General features: G+C 34.3%; 18 protein-coding genes and 1 pseudogene. 7 read left to right on the top strand and 12 right to left on the bottom strand.

What is annotated here, in order from left to right; all coding sequences use genetic code 11:
• Window positions 1–2: 2 nt before the first annotated feature.
• Window positions 3–2,191, bottom strand: a pseudogene (locus MVE64_RS21780) (PAS domain S-box protein).
• A 435-nt stretch (window positions 2,192–2,626) separates the two neighbouring features.
• Between MVE64_RS21780 and MVE64_RS21775 the strand changes: the two are divergent.
• Window positions 2,627–3,634 (top strand): acyltransferase family protein, encoded by a 1,008-nt coding sequence (locus MVE64_RS21775; protein ID WP_247341258.1) that lies wholly within the window; start codon window positions 2,627–2,629, stop codon window positions 3,632–3,634.
• 219 nt (window positions 3,635–3,853) lie between these two features.
• The gene (locus MVE64_RS21770; protein WP_247341256.1) at window positions 3,854–5,620 is read left to right on the top strand and encodes a B12-binding domain-containing radical SAM protein; all 1,767 of its coding nucleotides are present in this window, start codon (window positions 3,854–3,856) and stop codon (window positions 5,618–5,620) included.
• A gap of 30 nt (window positions 5,621–5,650) precedes the next feature.
• Here the strand turns inward: MVE64_RS21770 and MVE64_RS21765 are convergent, their stop codons facing one another.
• Window positions 5,651–5,830, bottom strand: a complete 180-nt coding sequence (locus MVE64_RS21765; protein ID WP_247341254.1) for a hypothetical protein — start codon at window positions 5,828–5,830, stop codon at window positions 5,651–5,653.
• 2 nt (window positions 5,831–5,832) lie between these two features.
• A complete protein-coding gene (locus tag MVE64_RS21760) occupies window positions 5,833–5,985 on the bottom strand; it encodes a hypothetical protein (RefSeq protein WP_247341252.1) in 153 nt (50 codons plus the stop codon).
• A 168-nt stretch (window positions 5,986–6,153) separates the two neighbouring features.
• Here MVE64_RS21760 and MVE64_RS21755 point away from each other — a divergent pair, with 168 nt between their 5' ends.
• Window positions 6,154–6,504 (top strand): DUF3905 domain-containing protein, encoded by a 351-nt coding sequence (locus MVE64_RS21755; RefSeq protein ID WP_379050524.1) that lies wholly within the window; start codon window positions 6,154–6,156, stop codon window positions 6,502–6,504.
• Between the two features lie 61 nt (window positions 6,505–6,565).
• Here the strand turns inward: MVE64_RS21755 and MVE64_RS21750 are convergent, their stop codons facing one another.
• Complete coding sequence (locus MVE64_RS21750) at window positions 6,566–7,912, bottom strand: TrkH family potassium uptake protein (RefSeq protein ID WP_247341248.1); 1,347 nt, start codon at window positions 7,910–7,912, stop codon at window positions 6,566–6,568.
• Window positions 7,913–8,144: 232 nt separating this feature from the next.
• On the bottom strand, window positions 8,145–9,023 hold the full coding sequence (gene htpX / locus MVE64_RS21745; RefSeq protein ID WP_247341246.1) for a protease HtpX: 879 nt from the start codon (window positions 9,021–9,023) through the stop codon (window positions 8,145–8,147).
• Between the two features lie 207 nt (window positions 9,024–9,230).
• Between htpX and MVE64_RS21740 the strand changes: the two genes are divergently transcribed.
• Both MVE64_RS21740 and MVE64_RS21735 read left to right on the top strand, forming a co-directional pair.
• Window positions 9,231–9,914, top strand: a complete 684-nt coding sequence (locus MVE64_RS21740) for a DUF1836 domain-containing protein (RefSeq protein WP_247341244.1) — start codon at window positions 9,231–9,233, stop codon at window positions 9,912–9,914.
• Between the two features lie 180 nt (window positions 9,915–10,094).
• The gene (locus MVE64_RS21735) at window positions 10,095–10,295 is read left to right on the top strand and encodes an alpha/beta-type small acid-soluble spore protein (protein ID WP_098797753.1); all 201 of its coding nucleotides are present in this window, start codon (window positions 10,095–10,097) and stop codon (window positions 10,293–10,295) included.
• A gap of 33 nt (window positions 10,296–10,328) precedes the next feature.
• On the opposite strand, the gene MVE64_RS21730 is transcribed toward MVE64_RS21735, so the two are convergent.
• The 3 genes from MVE64_RS21730 to MVE64_RS21720 form a co-directional block, all read right to left on the bottom strand.
• Window positions 10,329–11,477, bottom strand: a complete 1,149-nt coding sequence (locus MVE64_RS21730; protein WP_247341242.1) for an anti-sigma factor domain-containing protein — start codon at window positions 11,475–11,477, stop codon at window positions 10,329–10,331.
• Window positions 11,474–12,220: an RNA polymerase sigma factor SigI gene (gene sigI, locus MVE64_RS21725; protein ID WP_098797751.1), complete on the bottom strand. Its 747-nt coding sequence runs from the start codon at window positions 12,218–12,220 to the stop codon at window positions 11,474–11,476. Before sigI ends, MVE64_RS21730 begins: the two co-directional genes overlap by 4 nt.
• A gap of 577 nt (window positions 12,221–12,797) precedes the next feature.
• Entirely contained in the window at window positions 12,798–13,403 is a 606-nt protein-coding gene (locus MVE64_RS21720; RefSeq protein ID WP_247347182.1) for a DedA family protein, read from the bottom strand.
• A 117-nt stretch (window positions 13,404–13,520) separates the two neighbouring features.
• Between MVE64_RS21720 and MVE64_RS21715 the strand changes: the two genes are divergently transcribed.
• A complete protein-coding gene (locus MVE64_RS21715; RefSeq protein ID WP_247341240.1) occupies window positions 13,521–14,303 on the top strand; it encodes an undecaprenyl-diphosphate phosphatase in 783 nt (260 codons plus the stop codon).
• Window positions 14,304–14,421: 118 nt separating this feature from the next.
• Window positions 14,422–15,327: a non-homologous end joining protein Ku gene (ku, locus tag MVE64_RS21710; protein WP_247341238.1), complete on the top strand. Its 906-nt coding sequence runs from the start codon at window positions 14,422–14,424 to the stop codon at window positions 15,325–15,327.
• A 162-nt stretch (window positions 15,328–15,489) separates the two neighbouring features.
• Here ku and MVE64_RS27565 read toward each other — a convergent pair whose 3' ends face one another.
• Genes MVE64_RS27565 through MVE64_RS21695 form a run of 4 tightly spaced genes read right to left on the bottom strand, consistent with a single transcriptional unit; the run spans window position 15,490 to window position 21,126 of the window.
• On the bottom strand, window positions 15,490–16,815 hold the full coding sequence (locus tag MVE64_RS27565) for an alpha-amylase family glycosyl hydrolase (RefSeq protein WP_281730514.1): 1,326 nt from the start codon (window positions 16,813–16,815) through the stop codon (window positions 15,490–15,492).
• Window positions 16,790–18,907 (bottom strand): Ig-like domain-containing protein, encoded by a 2,118-nt coding sequence (locus MVE64_RS27560; RefSeq protein WP_281730408.1) that lies wholly within the window; start codon window positions 18,905–18,907, stop codon window positions 16,790–16,792. Before MVE64_RS27560 ends, MVE64_RS27565 begins: the two co-directional genes overlap by 26 nt.
• Window positions 18,870–19,844, bottom strand: coding sequence for an alpha-amylase family glycosyl hydrolase (locus tag MVE64_RS21700; protein WP_247341237.1), 975 nt, complete (start codon window positions 19,842–19,844; stop codon window positions 18,870–18,872). Before MVE64_RS21700 ends, MVE64_RS27560 begins: the two co-directional genes overlap by 38 nt.
• Window positions 19,819–21,126 carry a hypothetical protein gene (locus tag MVE64_RS21695; protein ID WP_247341236.1) on the bottom strand — a complete coding sequence of 436 codons (1,308 nt, stop codon included), beginning with the start codon at window positions 21,124–21,126 and terminating at the stop codon, window positions 19,819–19,821. Before MVE64_RS21695 ends, MVE64_RS21700 begins: the two co-directional genes overlap by 26 nt.
• Between the last annotated feature and the right edge of the window lie 104 nt (window positions 21,127–21,230).

The raw sequence follows: 21,230 nt of genomic DNA, 5'->3' as shown, positions 1-21,230 counted from the left end.
TTTTACTGAGTAAGCGGAAGGGTAATATGAAATGTTGTCCCTTTCCCCTCTTCACTCTCAACCTCAACTTGTCCTTGATGTTCCTCAATTATTTTATAGCTTACCATTAAACCAAGCCTGTTCCACGTTCCTTTGTTGTGTAAAATGGTTGACCGAGTCTTTTTATTTTATCCTGCGAAATACCTGAACCCCTATCTCTTATGGAAATTAAAAGCTGATCTTCATTTTTTCGTTTAACTGTAACATCAATTTGCCCACCACCAGGCATTACTTCAATTGCATTTTTCAACACATTTATAAAAACTTGCTTTAGTTGATTTGGTTCACAGAAAAGTAATGGCAAGTTTTCTTCAATATTTAGTTTCATCTGGACATTTACTAAAATAGCCTGTGCATTTAGCAATTCCATTGTTTCTTTTACAATAGTTCCAATATCTTTATTGGAATACTGAATAGCTTGAGGTCTTGCTAAAATTAAAAATTCAGTAATAATGGATTCTATTCTACTTAGCTCAGATGTAATGACATTAAAGTACATTGAAAAGTCCTCTTTAACACTTCCCTCTAGCAGCTGAATAAATCCTTTTAATGCAGTCATTGGATTACGAATTTCATGGGCTATACCCGCTGCTAGTTCTCCAACTACATTTAATGTATCTGACTTTCTAAGTTGTTCCTCTAACTCTCTTTTCTCTGTTACATCACGAAAAACAGCCAGATTCATATTTTCATTAATATGATTCTTAAGAGCAATCTCTAAGATGATTTCATCTCCATTTTCATTCGTATACATAATCTCTTGAATATTTTCTTCATATGACTCTAACGTTTTGGAGTCAGAGTCTGCATGGGCGTGTGAAAACAGAATATCGCATATTCTGGATGATTTGATATCCTCTGTTTTTAAGTTAAGTATTTTTTTTGCTGTTTCATTTGCTTCAATGATTTCAAAGGAGTGGTTAAATAAAATAATTCCATCCATTGCACCATCAAAAATACTGCGAAATTTATGTTCACTTTCCCTTAATATTTTTTCCATCCGTTTTCGTTCACTAACATTTCGGAAAATTGTTAAATGATGACCATCCAGTATATCCATTTTAGAAGTAAATTCAAGCTCTTTGTTTTGGCCATTAGGCATATGAAAAAGTAGTTCTTCCCTTATTGCCCCTGTATTAAAGTATTCTTTTTTTACTTTAAGAAAACTTGGAGAGGTTTGATCAACAAAATCCAATATATTACGTAGAACAAGCTCTGCTTCATTTAATTCAAAGGTACGGCTTGCTGCCTGATTCACCTTCATAATTTGACCATGTTTATCCCAAATCATGATTGCATCTATCGCATTTTCAAAAACCTCTCGAAAACGTTCTTCACTTTTATATAGCTGTATTTCCATCGACCTTTTTTCTGTAATGTCCCTCATAATAGCCATGTAAAAGCCGTCAATAATGTTTGAAGTTGTTGTAAACTCGAAGATCCTCTTACTACCATTTTTTAAGATTACAGGAAGCTCGCCCTTTGCGCTTCCATTTTCTTTTAGCATTTTCCACAAGTTATCGAGTCTATATTTCTCTTGTTCATCAATAAAATCTTCTAGTCCAAAAGAGTTCAACTGCATTTTCGTTATTTCAAAGCTTGAACAGAAAGAACCATTTGCATCGATAAAGTCACCTTTTTGATCAAAAATAACAATTCCATCCACTGCTCGATGAAATAAATCTTTAAAAAGCTGTTCATTAATTGTACGCTCACGTTCAAGCATTTTCTTAAATGAAACATCTTTAATCATAGCAAGATCATAGCCGTTTATTGCATTTTTGCGTAAGGAGATTTCTAAAAATTTAACCTGTCCATTGTCTAATTTTACAATTAATTCTTTTTTAACTGGATCATCATGATAAATAGCGTCGATAACCTGTCTCATTTGATTACTTGGAATAAGAGATAAAAAATCGTAGAGATTTCGTTTACATAACTCTTTTTTCTGCAATTGAAACATATGACATGCGGCGGAGTTTACATCTATAAATCTCATATTTTCATCAAAAATTGCAACAGCATCTAGTGCACCCTCTAATATATTTTCATGCTGCAGCAATTTAAATTTAAGCATTTCATTCTCTTTTTCTACTTGAGCCAATTGTGCTTTTAAGGCAACGATTTCGCGATCCTCCATCGTTTGCTTCAATCTTTTCACCCCTAATCACGAACTTTCTACTATCATGTATTCTACAAGTTATGGCATTGTCCTTCACCTATCTACAAAATGATAGAAAATGTTTCTTTTTTACTGTGAAGGCTGTAATATAGTAAGGTATTTCGACAACACTATTCGTTTTAAAGGAAAAAGCTGTCATCTATCTTACAAATAGATGACAGCTTTATTACATCCCTAAAAAAGAAGTAGCTTTATTCGAAACATACTTTAGTAAGGTTTTTTTATCAAAAAACTTATATATCAAGTATGTAAGAAACTATGTATTCTTGTCTAAAATGAGTCTATCTGCAATCTTACAGATAAACTTTTTGGAAAATGATACAAAGGTACCGTTTAAACGTATATCAAATTTGGGAATAGAAGGATAGTTTTACGATTTATAACTTCTGAAGGAAAGGTGAGCGCATGAAAAATCGTGTTAGCTATTTTGATAATGCAAAATTCTTATTAATTTTTTTAGTTGTTTTTGGTCATGTTATCCGGCCGTTTATAGATGAAAGTCCAATCATGATGACCATATATAAATTTCTCTATACCTTCCATATGCCTGCGTTTATCCTTATCTCAGGGTATTTCGCAAAAGGGTTTAAGAAAAAAGGATATGTAAGCAAAATCGCTAAAAAACTAATACTTCCTTATCTTATTTTTCAAGGAATCTATTCGGTATATTACTTTTTTGTTGAGAAACAAAATGCAAATGTTCTTGATCCACTAGACCCTCACTGGTCTTTATGGTTTTTAGTTAGTTTGTTTTTCTGGAATCTTTTTTTATTTGGTGCAACGAGGCTTTCCGCTACATGGTCGCTTGCGATTGCCTTTATTATCGGGCTTTCAGTTGGGTATTTAGAAGATATAAGTAATTACTTAAGTCTATCTAGAACATTCGTGTTCTTTCCCCTATTTTTACTAGGTTTTTACCTAAAAAGAGAACATTTTGACTATATAACAAGAGTGCATGTTAGAGGAGTCGCATTCTTCCTATTATCTATTACCTTTATTACTTATTTCTTTGCTGATTTTGATTATGAATGGCTATTTGGCTCAAAGTCATATGCACAATTCGGTGATCTGACAATAGGCAGTGCATTTATTCGGTTAGGATTCTACAGTTTAACTCTTGTAACTTCTCTTAGCTTTTTAGCATTGATTCCTACAAAACAGACCTTTTTCACGGAATGGGGCACTAGAACATTTTATGTTTATCTGTTACATGGCTTTATCATTCAATATATGAGAAACACACATGCCGTAGATTGGATGGGAGATTTTCAAAGTATAGTTCTGCTAACAACATTATCTATACTTTTAACATCAATTTTATCAACTAAGGTTGTAAAAGAATTAACAAGTCCCTTTATAGAGATGAAACCTTCAGGAATTCATTATTACTTAAAGAGCTTGTCACTTAAATAGACACTTCCTAAAGAACAAGTATTATGCTTGTTCTTTTTAGGTTTGTTTTTAAAAGAACTTTTCCATACTATGGATACATGCCCACATGACACATATACGTTTTTAAAATTATTTATGATACAATAAGTAATTGTGGAATGAATCTGTTCCTTGGTTTTACTGTATTAAAAGTACAACTAGCTTATATAAATAAAATAATCGAAGTGGTGTATAAATAAAATGAAAACTGTTTTATCGACGCTTAATGCTAAGTATATTCATACAAGCTTATCAATCCGTTACTTAAAAGCCTATGCACAACCTGAATACGAAGTTGAACTGGCAGAATACACAATAAAAGATCCTGCCATGAATATCGTAACAGATTTACACGCTAAGAAGCCTGAAATTATCGGTTTTAGCTGTTATATATGGAATATTGAAGAAACAATAAAAGTGATTAAAATGCTTAAGAAAATTAATCCTTCTTTGATTATTGTTTTAGGTGGCCCTGAAGTTACCTACGATACTAAAGAGTGGATGGATAAAATTCCAGAGGTTGATTTCATTATCATAGGTGAAGGAGAGCAATCGTTCAAGCAGCTACTGGATGAATTAAATGGGGAACAAAACTTTGATAATGTTAGTGGGATAGCTTACCGCGAGGAAAATAAGGTGCAGATTAAACCGCAACGAAACAAAGTTGACCTAAAGGTTCTACCTTCTCCATTTCGCTTTGAAGAAGACCTCCAACACCTTTCAAAACGCGTAACATATATTGAAACAAGTCGTGGTTGTCCATTTAGCTGTCAGTTCTGCCTGTCCTCCATTGAAGTTGGAGTTCGTTATTTTGATCGTGAAAAAGTGAAAGAAGATATTCGTTTTCTTATGGAGAATGGTGCAAAAACGATAAAATTTGTTGATCGTACCTTTAACATTAGTCGTAGTTATGCAATGGAAATGTTTCAATTTCTTATTGATGAGCATAAACCAGGTACTGTTTTTCAGTTTGAGATTACAGCAGACATTATGAGACCGGAAGTTATCCAATTTTTAAATGATCATGCCCCAAAGGGTTTGTTCCGTTTTGAAATTGGTGTTCAGTCGACAAATGATGCTACAAACGAACTTGTTATGAGAAAACAAAACTTTAATAAGCTAACAAGAACGGTGACAATGGTAAAAGAAGGCGGAAAGATTGATCAGCATCTTGATCTAATTGCAGGTCTGCCTGAGGAAAATTATGATTCATTTAAGAAAACATTTAATGACGTATTTGAACTTCGTCCTGAAGAGCTTCAACTAGGTTTCTTAAAGATGCTTAGAGGCACAGGATTACGCCTTCGTGCTGAACATCACGGCTATGTTTATATGGATCATTCTCCGTATGAAATTCTTAAAAATAATGTTCTATCCTTTGATGATATTACGAAAATCAAACACCTTGAAGATGTGTTGGAGAAATATTGGAATGACCATCGAATGGATGAAACCATTGAATATTTAGTAACACATCTTTTCCAAACCCCATTTGATTTCTTTCAGGATTTTGGGACATATTGGGATGAAAAAGGATGGACAAGAATTGGCCATCAACTTGAAGATTTGTATAAACACTTATATGATTTCCTTGGAAGCAATAAGAGAAACGAGTTAACAATTGCCAGCGGCTTTATGAAGTATGATTATTTACGAAACCAAAATTATAAACCTCGTAAGCCTTGGTGGAGTGAAACTTTATCAAAACAAGAAAGAAGTAAGATCTATCACTCAGTTCTAGAAAACCCTCTTCTTTTAGGAGAAGAATTTGCTAAAAAACAGTTCTCTGAAAAAGATTTATTTAAACATACTGTGTTAGAAACTTTACCATTTAATTTAGATCATTACTTGAAGACAGGTAAGATTATAAATGAAAACTCCTTTGTACTTGTTCATTATGACGCTATTCATTCAAACACAACCGTTTATACAGTACTTTCAAGTGAGCTTGATACAAAAGTTAGCTAAAGTGAGAGATTCTTCATCTCTCACTTTTATTTATTTTTTTCGCTTACCTTCTTTTTTCTCCGCTTTTTCATTTCCTGCTATTGCCTCAAAAAGCTTTGATGCGTTAACATCACCAGTTTCTTGACCAAATTCTTCTTGTAATATGTCAGTCTCCATCGGTTTCTTATGATTTTGCATATCTTTACTTTTCATATTTTTCTTTTTTGTCATCTTTACTTCCCTTGCTTTCCTTGTTTAGAGTTACGGTTGGCACCCTTCATCGGATCCTGATCATCGTTAATTTCTGCAAATTCAGTATCAGGCAGGCTTTCAGTAGGAGTAAAATTTTGTTTTGCAGCTTGATTTCTAAACGCTTTTCTTTTCAAAACGAATCACCTCATATTTTTAAGCTTTTATCTAAGCCTTGTTATGATATTACTTTTTTACTTTTACCTGAACTTCTCATTTCTATCATAGGTAGAAAACGGAAAATGGGTTTAAAGACAATTCCCTCTATAGTTTCGGGCAACATATTACAAAAATAATCATATGAGGTGACGAAATTGAAAAAACATAAAGATGAAAACTTCACAATAAACGAAACACTACCACATCAGATAAATGCTCCTTCTTGGAAAGGAACAGGTATAAAAATGAAAAAACCTTTTATTAACGAGTATGGTGTAACAATTGGAGATAGTATTTATAGCTCAACACAATCACCTTTAAATCATTGGAGTGACGATATTGATCCCTCGATTATGGCTGGTGATCAATGGGTTCATCCGACAAACGACATTGGTTGGAACACTTCGGAAAATAGAGATTTAATTGAAGCTAAAAAAAGACCTCAAGGAGTGCCTTTTACACATCCCGATAAAGATGTAAGCTATAACAATGATTAACTAAGCTATAAAAGGAAATTCAAAAAAGGATTGATGCCTCACTGCATCAATCCTTCACAATTTATCCGATGATTACTCGCTCTTTTGGATAATGATAATTTGCTTTTCTTTCCTTAGTTCCTAATAGATACAAAAACGTAAGTATACCAATTCTACCGATAAACATTAAGATCATAATAACAATTTTTCCAATTGAGCTTAATTCAGGTGTGATACCCATCGATAGTCCTGTTGTTCCAAATGCTGAACAAACTTCAAATAATATTTCTATAAATTCAAAAGGCTCTGTTATCGCTAATATAACGAGGGCAAAAAAACATATTAGAAATGCCATCATTGTTACTACGACTGACTTCATTAAATCTTCCTCATAAAGCTCCCTTTTAAAAATCTTAATGGACTTATTTCCTCTTGCAAAATGAAAAAGAAATAAAAGATTTAAAGCAAATGTTGTTGTTCGAATTCCCCCTCCAACTGAGCTTGGAGATGCCCCAATAAACATTAGCGCACACATAACTAAAATCGTCGTATCTGTAAACATACTAACGTCCATTGTTGCTAAACCACCACTTCGGGTTGCTGTTGATTGAAATAGAGAATAAAAAAACGTTTCATGCCATTCTTTTCCGTTAAAAAAATAAGAATACTCAAGAGCAGCAATTGTAATGGTGCCCCCCAAAATTAAAGCAAAAAAGGTAATGGAAGTTATTTTGGTAAACAACGTAAAACGGAATCGTTGACTTTTATTAAAAAGAAAATCTTTCACTTCAATTAATACCGGAAAACCAATTGCACCTAAAACAATTAAAATCATCACAATAAACTGAATAAAATAATCATCAGCAAAGGGGATTAAAGATTGACCAGTAATATCAAAGCCACCATTTGTTGTTGCACTAATCGAAGTGAAAAATCCATGCAGATATGCCTCCTGCCATGTTGGATAGTATTTTAAGAAGTAAGTTCCTAAAATTAACGCTCCAATTAACTCAATAATAAGAATGAGTACAATAATTTGCCGAATTAAATTTACGATACCAGATAAGTTGGATTGATTTTGGTCAGTCATGATTAGCTGGCGTTCTTTTAAGCCTATTTTCTTACCCACAATAAGCCATACAAATGTTCCTAGTGTCATAATGCCTATCCCGCCGAATTGTAAAACAAAGGCTAATATAAAAATACCAGGTACACTAAATGTATCTGCAGTAGACATTACAGTTAAACCTGTTACACTAACAGCACTAACTGCAGTAAAGAGCCTGTCGATAAAAGCAAACTCAACACCAGGTTTATGTGCCACAGGCAAACTTAATAAAAGAACAGAAACTGTAACAGCTAAAAAGTAATATGAAACAATTAATTGTACCGGGGTTAAAGATTGTATTTGAAATTTCAATTTATTCATTCATTCTTCATTCCTATCCTGCAAAAACAATTTCCTATATAAAAAACTAAGTCCTATAATCATAAAGAAAAAACGATAAAATGAAAAGTGCTTTATTAGAAAAACTCGCCTTATCTTCAAGCACTAATAACAAAGCATCTGTTTTTCACAAATTCATCCAATAAAAATAAATAGATTCAAATCGTACAAAAAAGAATGACAACGGCACTTCCATTGTCATTCTTTTTTTCATTTATTTAGCTTCTAATCGACTTATACGATCATCAAGATCAGGATGTGTAGAGAATAATGACATCCCTTTTTTACTATTTATTTTTAATGTTGATAAAGATGCTTGGTCGTCTCTAACACGTTGAGTATAATGTTTTAAAGATCTTAACGCGTGTATCATTTTATCCTTGCCCGCTAAGTCAGCTCCACCACGGTCAGCATGATATTCACGATATCTTGAGAATGCGAACACAACCAGGCTTCCCAAAATGGAGAAGACAATCTGGAAAATGATCACTGCAATAAAATGAACAATCGGTGCCAAGTCTTCTCGGACAAAACGAGAGGCTACCCATGCAGCAATTCGTGCAAAGAATACAACGAACGTATTGACAATTCCTTGTAGTAACGTCATTGTAACCATATCACCGTTGGCGATGTGTGCCACCTCATGTGCTAATACACCTTCAATTGCATCATCATCCATTTCCTGAAGAAGTCCCGTTGATACAGCCACCAAAGAACGTCGCTTCGAAGATCCTGTCGCAAAAGCATTTACTTCAGGTGATTGATAAATACCAACTTGAGGCATCTTTGTTAAACCGGCAGCTCGAGACAATCGATACACTCTTTCAACAAGATCTCTTTCATAAGGTGATAGTTGGCCATCAGGGTTAATTACTTTGACACCCATCATCATTTTAGCCATCCATCTAGAAATTGCAAGTGATACGAATGAACCGGTAAAACCTACCACAGCACTAAAAATTAAAAGACTAACCAAATCTAAATTACCATTTACATTTTGATAGGGAGAAACGTTAAAGAGTGATAAAACAATTCCAATCGTTGTAATGACTAGAATATTTGATAAAAGAAATAGAAAAATTCTTTTAGCCATAAATACCTCCAAATAATTTCAAGTTCACATGAACTTATACTATAATAAAATTATAGAAACTTTTATGTGTAAAAGCAAGATACTTATTTACACTTTACAAATTGTTCACTAATTTGTTACATACTTAACATCGAGGTATGTCCACAGGTTTTTCAAATGAAATCACATTATACTTTCCGATGAGACCACTAAAAAAGAGGTGTCAAGATGACTATACAATTAACACGAAAAGAAATGACAGCATTATTATATTCACTTAAAGGCGAGTCCAAACAATCTCCTTTACTTATTATAGAAAAAGCATCAAACTTTACTTCTCCAATTGATATAAATATTCCCGCTTTTTTAATAAAAGCTAGTAAACGGCGAAATTTACAGGAGTTTGGCCTGTCTACAAATGAAATTGTGTCACTAGCAAATTTATGTGAATTAACATCTTTAAAGTCAACTTCCATTCAAAACTGGATTAAAAGAGATGTAAAAGGGTTAATCGGGCCTCCTGAACTTGGTAAAAAATATTCAATTGACCAAGCAGCTATGCTATTGATTGTAAAAGATTTAAAGTATGTATTTGACTTTGAAAAAATTCGAAAGGTCCTTACAGAAGTTTTTAACACTCTTTCAGATCGAAGCGATGATTTAATCAATCCGATTATGTTTTATGAAATGTATGGAACAATTCTTGAGAAACTGGAAAAACTCCCACTTAGAGGACAAACACTGGAACAACAAATAGTAGAAGAAGTAAATGCGGTACCAAAGAAATTTAGTGAACTTACTGAAAGTCAGTGGAAAACGATCGAACGAATTCTTGTAACAACTGTTTTAGCAGTAACAGCTTCTCATTTGCAAACAAGAGCACAAGTATATTTGAATGAAAGGCTCAATTAATCATGATGCTCATGTACATTAATTTCATTAGGGGTAAGAAATAATCTACTTATAAAAAAGTCATAGACTTAGTCTAAACTTTTCCAGTATAGAAACTAACAATGAAAGATACCTTATGAGTAAGGCTGAAAAATCGAAAACTTTATCAGCTCAGAACAATCATCTAAAGGAGTGTTCCAAATGGCTAGAAGCAGCAATAAGTTACTTGTACCAGGGATTGAGCAAGCTCTGGATCAAATTAAATATGAAATTGCAAATGAATTTGGTGTAAACCTAGGTTCAGATACAGTTTCCCGTGCAAACGGATCTGTTGGCGGCGAAATTACTAAGCGTTTAGTTGCACAAGCACAATCACAACTAAACGGACAAAGAACTGAATAATATGGTAAAGAGGCTGGTCCATTTGGATCAGCCTTAATCATCATCACGGTTGTTGTTTCTTTTTCTTTCTTCACGGTCATCTCGATCTCTATCTTTATTCGAGTTCCATCTTTTATGCCGATCATCATCATCATCATCATCATTATGATCTCTATTTTTTCTGTCTTTTCGATTATCACGATCATCGTCATCGTCATCGTGATTATGTCGATTGTTGTTTTTCTGTTTTTGTTTGTCACGATTATTGTTACTTACTTGATTGCCTTTATTTTGCTTTTGTTCGTTTTTCTGCCCTTTTAGCTCATTTTTCACTTCATTTAACTTTTCTTTTGCTTTTGAATTTAGTTCATCTTTTGTTTGTTGATTTTCTTCAACTGTTGTTGAAGTTTCCTGTTTTACTGGATCAGTAGTTGTTGTATCTTCTTTTTCTTGGGTTGAAGGAGTATTGTTTTGTTCCACTGGTGTTGTCTCTTTCTCCTTAACTGGTTTTACCTCTTTTTCAGTTAATTCAATATATTTACCAGTCGAAACCCCTTGTTTTTGAGCTTTTTCTCTAGTTTCTTGATCAGCTTCAATTGTTTTAACAATCATCTGGTCTTCTTCATACGAAGAGCGGATTTTACTAATATCCTCTTGAAGCTCATTTTGCGCCTTTTTATCTTCTTCATTAACCACTGTCGTTATAACAATTTCCTTACCAGGATAAACGTACCCTTCTAACTTACATTCACCAACGATTCGATCAACAATCTCATCAAAAGGTTTATTTTCCCAGTCCGAAACCTTTTCCATTAGCTTGTTAGCCTCGTCATTTAGTGGTTCTAAAGAAATCACATTTAGTTGATCATCAACCCCCACCTCAAAACTTGGGTTAATATCAATGGACATGTAGGCATATACCTGATCATTTTGGAAAAATGGAAGAAAACTAATCATAAAAAATATGATAGCAATTGCTGATATAGCCCCTGCCTTCGCCATTCGAGTACTAAAATAGCTGAGGATGTGATTTCTTTTTCTCTTTCTGATAACTTCTTCACGTTTATCCACTACAGGAAAAAAAGATATTTCTTCCCCTAATTCATAGACACCTTCATTATTCTTAGCTTTTAAAAATTGCCCATCCGGGGTGAGCAACGTAACAAAGTCATCACTATATTCTACGACGACTCCCTTTTTCATGAATCTAGCACCCCTTTAATATAATCTTTTAAATAGACGAAATTCCCTGAAAGGATGATGGCCATTGCAATGATGTATTTTCTATTTCTCTCAATTGTCTTACGACTTACTGCTACTTTTGCTTCTAGTTGCTTAACCGGAAGTTGTTTTTTAGTAAAAAGGTGATGTCGTAGGTCATCATCCTTGACGACTTCCTTTGCAACCATGATGGCATTTTGACGTGCATCAAAATGCTTTGGTGATTGATCTAATATTTCAGCAAAGGTTAAATTAAAATCGTTTAAACAGTGTTGAAAAAATATGATCTCTTCTTTTCGATGCTCTTGTTCAATTGCCTTCGTGTACTCATCAATTGATAAATCTGATTCAATTTTACTTTGAGAATACTCTCCTTCTTCGTGCTCTTGCAGATCTAAGTTAACCGTGTAAGGATTACGAGCTTCCTTCCGAATGTAATCAATCACTTTTCTTTTTATAACTAATTCTGCAAATGCTAACAGAGAGCTTCCTTTATCTGTAGAATACTTTTCAATAGCATCATTAAACGCAATTAAACCTATACTAAATTCATCATCATTTTCACTAATATATCTTTTACAAACAGATGATACTGTTTTAGCAACAAATGGCTTATATTGTTCAATTAATTCATTTTGTAATTGAAGGTCTCCCTTTTGAATTAGGAGAACCGTTTCTTCTAATGTTCGCTTTTTCTTACCTAGTCTAAACAAAAGGCTAAGCATGGCGGTTCACCTCTGTTTCCCCTATATTACTTTGTCTATAATAGCTAAATTATAGAGGGACCGCAAAGGAAGATATATGAAACTATCTTTCTGAATTTCTACAAAAGAAAGTCAATTGTTACAAAACAAATTACTTTAGACCTATTGATATTAAATCAGACTATAAATGCATTTTAGCAGATCGTATGAACTTTTTTCAGAGAAATCGCCGATTCCCAATAAATTACACATGAATTTCATTTGATGCAATGCGGTTTCACCAAATCCTCCTTAGTGTTTTTTCGTTTCAATACATAGTTTCGAATTCTTTTTTTAACTTAAGGGTGTAGAAATTAAATTTTATAGTTTTTTTTCATTTTAAGGATTTAAGACCTATAATTTGTTACACATTTGACATATTGAATAAATATTTTCAAGTTTTTCGTGACACTCTTTTATCGATTGACTTATATTATTTACCCTTGTTTACAAATGAGACAACAAAAAAGACCCTTGCCAATGTAGGCAAAGGTCTTGCAGAGCATATTTAAATTCCGATCATGGCAACAATGCCGTTGGATTTTATAGTCAACCTATTCTAATGTTTTTTTGAAGCTGTTTTATGTTGTTCTCTATAAGTTTTCTTTTTTTTACGAGTAATTAATTTATAAGCAACGAATATAACGAGAACTGCTATACCGGCAGGAAGGATATATTGGTTTGCAAGCTCACCTACGTTCTTCCAATTTTCTCCTAGCTTAAATCCAAGATAAACATAAATAAAAGTAATCGGCAGCATTGCAACAAACGTATAGATAGAGAAAACCCAAACATTCATCTTTGCCATACCACATGGAATGGAGATCAACGTTCTTACTCCAGGTAAGAATCTTGCTGTAAAAGCAACCATTGCACCATTCTTCTCAAAAAATTCATCTGCTTTAGTAAGCTTTTCTTCATTAATGAAAAAGTATTTTCCAAACTTAAGGATAAATGGTCTTCCACCATATCTTCCAACTGCATAAAGAGTCAATGGCCCGAACGTTCCACCTACTGTGCCTGCAAGAACTGTCCCCCATAATGTCATATCACCTTCATAAACCCAATAACCAGCAAGAGGTAGTACTAACTCAGCTGGTACGAATTCAAACGTTAATGCCAGCATAATTCCAAAATAAGAAAGTTCTTTAAACTGTTCAAGCATAGAAAGAATTAATTCTTCCACTATATCACCTATTTTCCAATAAGTTGTTCTACAAGCTTATATATTACACATATTCATGTATACAGACAAGCATTGTTTTAATGGGGGGTATGAAAAATGGATTGGCTTCAAGCAATCATATTAGGAATTATCCAAGGTTTAACTGAATTTATTCCGATTAGTAGCACGGGGCATTTATATTTAGGCCGCAATTTCTTTGGACTGGAAGAAGCGGGGAACTTATTTTTAGACACCATGCTCCATCTTGGTACACTTATCGCTTTAGTTGTTTTTTATAAAGATATTTTACTAAAACTAATTAAAAACCCTTTTAGCCGTATTACTGCTCTTCTAGTTATTGGAACAATCCCTGCCGTTATTGCTGGTGTCTTGTTCAGTGACTATTTTGATAGCATTTCAAAATCAGGCGTTACAATTGGATGGGAATTTCTAATAACAGGTGCTTTCTTATGGTTTGCTGATTCCATTAAAAATGGAGCAAAAAAAGTAGAAGACATTTCTCTTTTTGATTCTTTTTTTATTGGAAGCTTTCAAGCATTTGCGATTTTCCCAGCCATATCTCGGTCTGGAATGACCATAGTTGGAGCTCTAATGCGAAAAATGGACAAAGAAGCAGCTGCTTACTTTTCCTTCTTACTATCTATTCCAGCCATTTGTGGAGGAGTTATTTTCCAATTAAAGGATATAGCATCTGGAAATGTCCCACAAATAAGTTTAACATCCATGTTTATCGCAACGCTTGCTTCTGCTATCTTTGGCTATATTGCGGTCAAGTTTATGATTTCATTCGTAAAGAACAAGTCATTAAAATTATTTGCTGTGTATGTTTGGATTCTCGGTGTAGTTATTATTGTGCTTCAACAAATGGGGACATTTTAACTTTGAGCAGGACTTTTTCTGCTCTTTTTTTAATTGGTAGCTATTTCTACTTATGAAAGCACTGTATAAAACTGAAGCTAAGTACTAAATAAACATTTGACGAAGGCAGGGATCGTAGATGCACACAATGTGGAAAGGTTCAATTAGCTTCGGACTCGTTAATATTCCTATAAAGCTTTATGCAGCTACTGAAGACAAGGATATAAAACTTAGAACTCTTCATAAAAAATGTCACTCTCCAATTCAATATGAAAAAACATGTCCGAATTGTGATGAAGAAGTTACTCCAGATGAAATTGTAAAGGGATATGAATATGTTAAGGGAAAATATGTTGTTCTAACTGAGGAAGAATTAAAAGAATTGAAAGATGAGCATGAAGACAAAACAGTTGAAATTATTGACTTTGTTAGTATCAATGATATAGATCCTATTTATTTTAATCGTTCATACTTTATTGGCCCTGGAGAAAACGGTGGAAAAGCATACGGTCTTCTTCGTGAAGCATTAACAAAGTCGGGAAAAATCGGGATTGCTGAGATTACAATTCGTTCAAAACAGCAGCTGGCAATGGTTCGAGTTTATGAAAATTGCATTGTTATGGAAACTGTTCACTATCCTGATGAAGTGAGAAATGTAAAAGAAGTACCGAGTGTTCCCGAGCAAGTTGAAGTTGGTGAAAAAGAGCTTGAAACTGCCATCATGCTGATTGATCAACTAACAACAACATTTGAACCTGAAAAATACAAAGATGATTACCGTTTAGCGCTTCAAGAACTAATTGAACGTAAGGTAAATCAAAACGAAGGAAAAACTCCTTCAGCAGAAGCAGCTCCTAGACAAAATGTAGTCGACTTAATGAGCGCCCTTCAGGCTAGTATTGAAAAAACGAAAAAACCACAACCAAAAGCAAAACCCGCAAAACAAGCAAAAGCTGCAGGAGATGATCTTGCTGCATCTACTGCAACAACAACCAATGCAGCTACAGCTGGAAAGAAAACAAAAACAGTACGTAAAAAAGCTTAATTATTCTAAAAAGGGAGCCTTTATAAGATTCTACTAAATTCAGCTAGAAAGATCCTACCTAATGCAGGATCACTTTATCTCCACAGTCTTGTTCTTAATCGAAAAAAGTCTGATGAAAATCTCATCAGACTTCTTTCATATCTTTCAACATTTTACCATTTATTAATTCTTCTTATGGTCTTTTTGTTTTTTATTCGATTTACCTGGAGTAAATTCTGCCAAAATGGCTGTACCACCTTGATCTTTTGAAGGTAATTCTATCGTTATTTCTTGATTTTTACTAACTTTGTATTTTTTACCACTGTAAAGATCTGTTAACTTTGTTTTTGGAGCAAAGTCCACTTTGAAAGTAGCTTCTTTCTTTTCTGATGTTGTATTAAGGCCAACTAATAGTCGATCATCATTATATTCTCTTGAGAAAACAATGTATTTATCAGAGTCTCCACCAGCAACTTTTTCTCTTGTACCCTTTGAGAAGACCTCAGAAAAATCTTTACGAATATTTAGAAGTTTAGAGTAATGATCATGTAAAGCCATTGCTTCAGGATCTTTATTTTCATAAAGTTCCCATGGCATATCACCTCTATTTTGACCAAATGCCACTACATTTCCATCGGTATCTTTCTCCCAATCCGATTTCCCAGATCGTCCTAGTTCTTCACCATAGTAAATAACAGGTTGACCTTTCGATGTAATTTGTAGAGAGGATGCAACCTTCAGCTTCCCAACATCCCCATTCACGTATTCCGTTAAGAAACCATTCTGGTCATGACTGCTTAAAAATTGCCCTAGTGTTGCTGTGTTTGAAAGTTGCTTGTTTCTGTCTTGTAAATATGTTTCAACACTATCAATGGAACCATCTACAAAGGATTTTGCTTTTTCTTTAAAATCAAAATCTAATAGTGAATCCATTTGACCAGTTCCTAAGTATCCCCCATCATTATTGATACTTGCTCCCCAATATTCTCCAATCATTTTAAATTCAGGATCAATAGAAGTTAAATCATTTTTCAATGCCTGCCATGTTGCATCTTCTACATGTTTAACTGTATCAATGCGGAAGAAGTCAATTGTATCTCCACGTTTCGTTTTCGCTTTTTCAAGCCAAGCTGTTTGCCAGTCTATGATTTGTTGGCGCACTGCAGGATCTTCTGTTTTAAAATCTGGTAAATAATCTAGTTCACCACGTACTGTTGGATCCTCATCGACTGTTCGAAGCATACCGCCAAATTCAGCTAATTCTTCTTCAGTTGGAAGATTCTCAGAATCTGCTTTCCAAGTTTCCCAGACTTCCCCATCCATTCCATATCCTGCATGGTTTACAACCACATCTAGCATAATTTTTATTCCACGATCATGTGCTTTTTCGATAAGTTTTTGGAAAGTTTTCATATCACCTAAATGCTCATCTAACGTTGTAAAATCCTTTGCCCAGTATCCGTGGTAACCATACTGTTTTGCTTTAAAGCCCTTCTGTCGTGTTGAAATCTAAGCCTTTATTGAAGTCAATATTATCAACAATTGGTGATATCCAGATTGTATTAATACCAAGGTCTTCAATATAGTCTAGCTTATCAATGATCCCTTGGAAGTCACCACCATGATATGCCTCTGAGTGTGTTGGATCATATTCTACTCCGCCGTTATTAGATGGATCACCATCTTTAAAACGGTCTGTTAGCATAAAATAAATTCTTGCCTCATCCCAATCAAAGTCTAGTTTATCTCCTACAACTTGTTCTGGCTTGATCGTTACTATCACTGTTTTTTTGTGAGTGTTTCCGAACTCATCAACTACATTGATGACAATTTCCTTTTCTCCAGCTGTCACCGACTCGTTAGCACCTATTGAAACAGCACCTACTGTAGGATCAATTTCAACCTTGTTCTTTCCACCCAATGCTGACAAATCAGCCGTAATTTCTTTTATGCTAACTTGATCCTCGGATGTTACATTTACTTTTAAAACAGTGTTTTCATCATATGTGATTTCAGAAGGAGAAACCATAGTTTCAATGTTTAAGTCTGGACGAGTATAAGTAATAATTGATTTGCCATTTTTCGTATTCTTTGGGTCGGTTACTTCTTTAGTTTCGCCGTCTGTTGTCACTAAAAAGGAATATTCATGTGAACCTTCCTCTAAATTCTCTAATTTATAAGTAAAATACTCATTTTGTTCACTATATTCCATTTGATATTCTTGACCATTAACTTTTACCTTCACATCATCAATCGTATGCATTTCATCATTTTGGAAAAGTTCTTCATCTCTATAATAGAACGTAACATTTCCATCTTGTAAATCAGGACCTTTCACAGTTGGTACAACTGTTTGACCTGCAACACCTGTCACAACAGTTACCTTTGTTATAATATCATCACGATTAATTATCACGTTGTGGTCATCACTATCAGGTGAAACCTTAGCTGTGTTCCAATCTGTTCCTTTTCTTACTAAGAAGCCAATTGACTCGGTTTCAGGTGCAATTTCAACATTTGCTATAGCTGTATCACCTTCAATTGTTTCAAAATCAATTTGGTCGTTTTTTACACCTGTATTCCATACCCACAGATTCCAAGCACCAAAATCACCAGTGAAGTCACCGTCAGGTCTCACATACTTAATACGCACATAACGTTTAACATTTTCCTTAACCTTTATATCAAAAGTTGCTTGTGCATCTCCTGAAGTAACTGTAATAACAACATTACCTGGTTTGATTCCTGTCACCTTTCCGCTATTGTCAACAGTTGCAATCGTTTTGTCAGAGGATGACCATGTTACTTTTGAATCTAATAAATCTTGATTAAATTGGTCCTTCACATGAGCTGATAGTTGTGTTGAATATGTTTCAAATACTGAGTCATTTCCGACAATTGAAATTGTATCCGGTACAAGTGTTTCCACCGTTACTTCAATTTTCGCTTGAATCTCTCCTGCTTTTACGGTAATAATGGCAGTTCCTTCTGTTACACCAACAACTCGACCGTTATTTACAGTCGCAACTGCTTCATTTGATGAAGTCCATGTTAAATCTTCTCCTAACATAACTCGACCGTTTTGGTCCTTCACATATGCACTAACACCTTTTGTTTCACCAGGATTAATTGCAAATATATCAGGGTTTACTTCAATATTTGTCGGCACAGGTGTGTATTCTGCTTCTGATTGATCATAAAGAACCATCATGGAAAGACCTTCAACAGTTACTTTGTCTGAATTAACTGTACGAATTGTTTCAGTACCAGCTGATGTATGATCAACCACAATATTCCAATGTCCGTTTACAGGTAATGCTACCTCTTTTGCCGTTTTATTCGCATTATAAATGACAACGATATTTTTCCATGTATCATTATTCGCGTGATCTTTTAGTTGATATGCCACAACATTTTCATTCTGTTTTAATACTTGTAAATGTGATTGTACTTCTTCCTTCGAATCCATTTTAAAAGCAGCATGTTTTTTACGTAGTTCAATTAATCCTTTGTAGTAAGTAAAAACAGATTGATAGTCGTTCTTTAATTCCCAACGTATCTTATTAATACTGTCGGGAACTTTTATAGCTATTATGAACACCATATTTACTTCTAAGCATCTCTTCACCAGCATGAAGAAATGGAATGCCTTGAGAAGTTAATACAATTCCATTTGCTAAAAGACTACGTTTTACCCATTCATTCTTTAAAGCATCTTCCTCTGTAATAACTGCATGAGGATCATATTGATCTGATTCATGATCCGTATCAGTACCAGCCACTCTCATTAATTTATCCCATAGGTTCAAATTATCATGTGCAGTTACATATGTGATGCTCTCCTGTGGTTTGTTTGTAAACTGATCAATTGCTCCTTTTACACCTTCAACAATGTCTCCCTCTTTTCCAGAAGCACCTGTTGCAAAGCCAGTTCCAGCTGCATCACTATCACCTTTAATAGCTCCGCGAATATTATCATTAAAAACAGCATATCCTTGATCTTTTTGAGAGCCTTTAACGTGCTGCATAGAAGATGGAAGACTAGTTGAACCACCTGTCCATGGCTCTCCATAAATTAACACATTAGGATCTACTTTATTTTGTAGTTCTTTCGTTAATTCCTGCATTGTTTTTTGATCGATGAGACCCATTAAATCAAATCGGAATCCATCAATTCCAAATTCAGTCGCCCAATATTGCACAGAATCCTTGATATACTTACGGACCATTGGTCGTTCAGAGGCCACTTCATTACCTGTACCAGATCCATTTGTAATATGTCCAGCATCATCTGTACGATAATAATAACCAGGCACAATAAGATCAAAGGGTGAGCTTCCTTCAAGCTGTGTTGATTCATTCATATAAGTGTGATTATAAACAACATCTGCTATAACACGTATTCCATTATCATGTAAAGATTGAACCATTCTCTTGTATTCTTTAATTCTACTAGTCGGGTCCATAGGATCACTAGAATACGAGCCTTCTGGTACATTAAAGTGAATTGGATCATAAGCCCCAGTTAAACTTAACATCCGAAGAATTTGGGTCGTTGACCGTTAATTCATTCACTGATCCAAAGTCATACGTTGGCAATAAGTGAACATAGTTAACACCTAATTCTCTTAAAGAATCCACACCTGTTTTTACACCGTTAGTACCTGTTGTACCTGTCTCGGTAAAAGCTAAGTATTTCCCTTTATTCTCCATACCTGATTGCTCATCGATTGAGAAATCTCTTACATGGAGTTCATAGATAATGGCATCAGCTGGAGAAACTACTGCAGGTTTATCTGCAGGGTCAAATCCCGTTGGATCAGTACTGTCTAAGTCTACAATCGCAGCTCTTTGTCCATTAGCAGAAGTAGAGCGTGCGTATGGATCAACAGCATAATGAGAAGTTCCATCAGCGAAATCGAGTTTGTACATATAGTATTTATTTTTCAAGTCTTCATCAACTGTTAATGACCAAACACCATTGTCCGCTCTCGTCATGAGCTTTTCTGTACCGCCTGTATGGTCAGAAACAAAAGGACCTTCATAGGTACCTGCTTCTTCATAGATTGCTAGACTTACTTTTGTTGCAGTTGGTGCCCAAAGTTTAAAAGTTGTTTTACTAGAAGAATACGTATATCCTAAATCATTTCCGGCATAAAAAAAGCTGTCATCATTTAATATGTTACGCATTACTACCTTTGTACCCTCAGAACCACCTAATGATACTTTATACACTTTTCTTACATCTACACTTGATTCATCAGTAAGAATCAATTTGACTTTCTTATCATCCACTTTTGTTACAGTTGTTTCTATAACCTTATTTTCAGCAACATCTGTTAAAACAAATTCCTTCTCACCAAAATTCTTATTTGTTGTAACAAGAATCTCACTAAATGAGTCCATTAGAGCTGATTGAACGTTCACAGGCTCTGTTGATTCTATCGTAAAGGTAGAATTTCCGTCAGCTGTATTTGGATTAAGCGGATCGGTGCTGCTTTCATCCCATGTACGATTATTAATAAGAAACTTATACTCATAATCTCCTGGCTCCAGATCTGAAATAGTAGCAGAAAAGACCCCATTTTCTAACGTCATTTCAACTGCAGTTGATAAATCCCATCCATTGAAACTGCCGATGACAAATACCGATGATTCGTCTGTCTGATTGTAATGAAATGTTACACTGCCATCTTCTTCAATGACAGGACTAATGACCTGTGCGCTAGCGTTTGCATAAGGAAAAAGACCTGAAAACAGCTGTAAAAACATAATTAAAACAACTAAATACGTTAATGACCTTCTTTCTTTTACGTTCAAATTTCTTTACCTCCCCTAATTTTTGTCGTTAATTGCGGAAACGTTTGCACAAAAAGTTAAAATAATAAAGATTTCCAAATTCCCGAAATCTCTTTTGTTGCAAG

It is taken from the genome of Metabacillus endolithicus, assembly GCF_023078335.1.
GTDB lineage: Bacteria > Bacillota > Bacilli > Bacillales > Bacillaceae > Metabacillus > Metabacillus endolithicus.
Note: the sequence above shows the minus strand (reverse complement) of the source record. Positions and strands in the feature narration are given on the sequence as shown.

Coding starts and splice junctions, on each gene's coding strand:
- ku (WP_247341238.1), top strand. CDS start 14,422: ATGCACACAATGTGGAAAGGTTCAATTAGCTTCGGACTCGTTAATATT.
- MVE64_RS21720 (WP_247347182.1), bottom strand. CDS start 13,403: ATGCTTGAACAGTTTAAAGAACTTTCTTATTTTGGAATTATGCTGGCA.
- MVE64_RS21715 (WP_247341240.1), top strand. CDS start 13,521: ATGGATTGGCTTCAAGCAATCATATTAGGAATTATCCAAGGTTTAACT.
- MVE64_RS21765 (WP_247341254.1), bottom strand. CDS start 5,830: ATGACAAAAAAGAAAAATATGAAAAGTAAAGATATGCAAAATCATAAG.
- MVE64_RS21740 (WP_247341244.1), top strand. CDS start 9,231: ATGACTATACAATTAACACGAAAAGAAATGACAGCATTATTATATTCA.
- MVE64_RS21750 (WP_247341248.1), bottom strand. CDS start 7,912: ATGAATAAATTGAAATTTCAAATACAATCTTTAACCCCGGTACAATTA.
- MVE64_RS21700 (WP_247341237.1), bottom strand. CDS start 19,844: ATGTTAAGTTTAACTGGGGCTTATGATCCAATTCACTTTAATGTACCA.
- MVE64_RS21775 (WP_247341258.1), top strand. CDS start 2,627: ATGAAAAATCGTGTTAGCTATTTTGATAATGCAAAATTCTTATTAATT.
- sigI (WP_098797751.1), bottom strand. CDS start 12,220: ATGCTTAGCCTTTTGTTTAGACTAGGTAAGAAAAAGCGAACATTAGAA.
- MVE64_RS21770 (WP_247341256.1), top strand. CDS start 3,854: ATGAAAACTGTTTTATCGACGCTTAATGCTAAGTATATTCATACAAGC.
- MVE64_RS21730 (WP_247341242.1), bottom strand. CDS start 11,477: ATGAAAAAGGGAGTCGTCGTAGAATATAGTGATGACTTTGTTACGTTG.
- MVE64_RS21735 (WP_098797753.1), top strand. CDS start 10,095: ATGGCTAGAAGCAGCAATAAGTTACTTGTACCAGGGATTGAGCAAGCT.
- htpX (WP_247341246.1), bottom strand. CDS start 9,023: ATGGCTAAAAGAATTTTTCTATTTCTTTTATCAAATATTCTAGTCATT.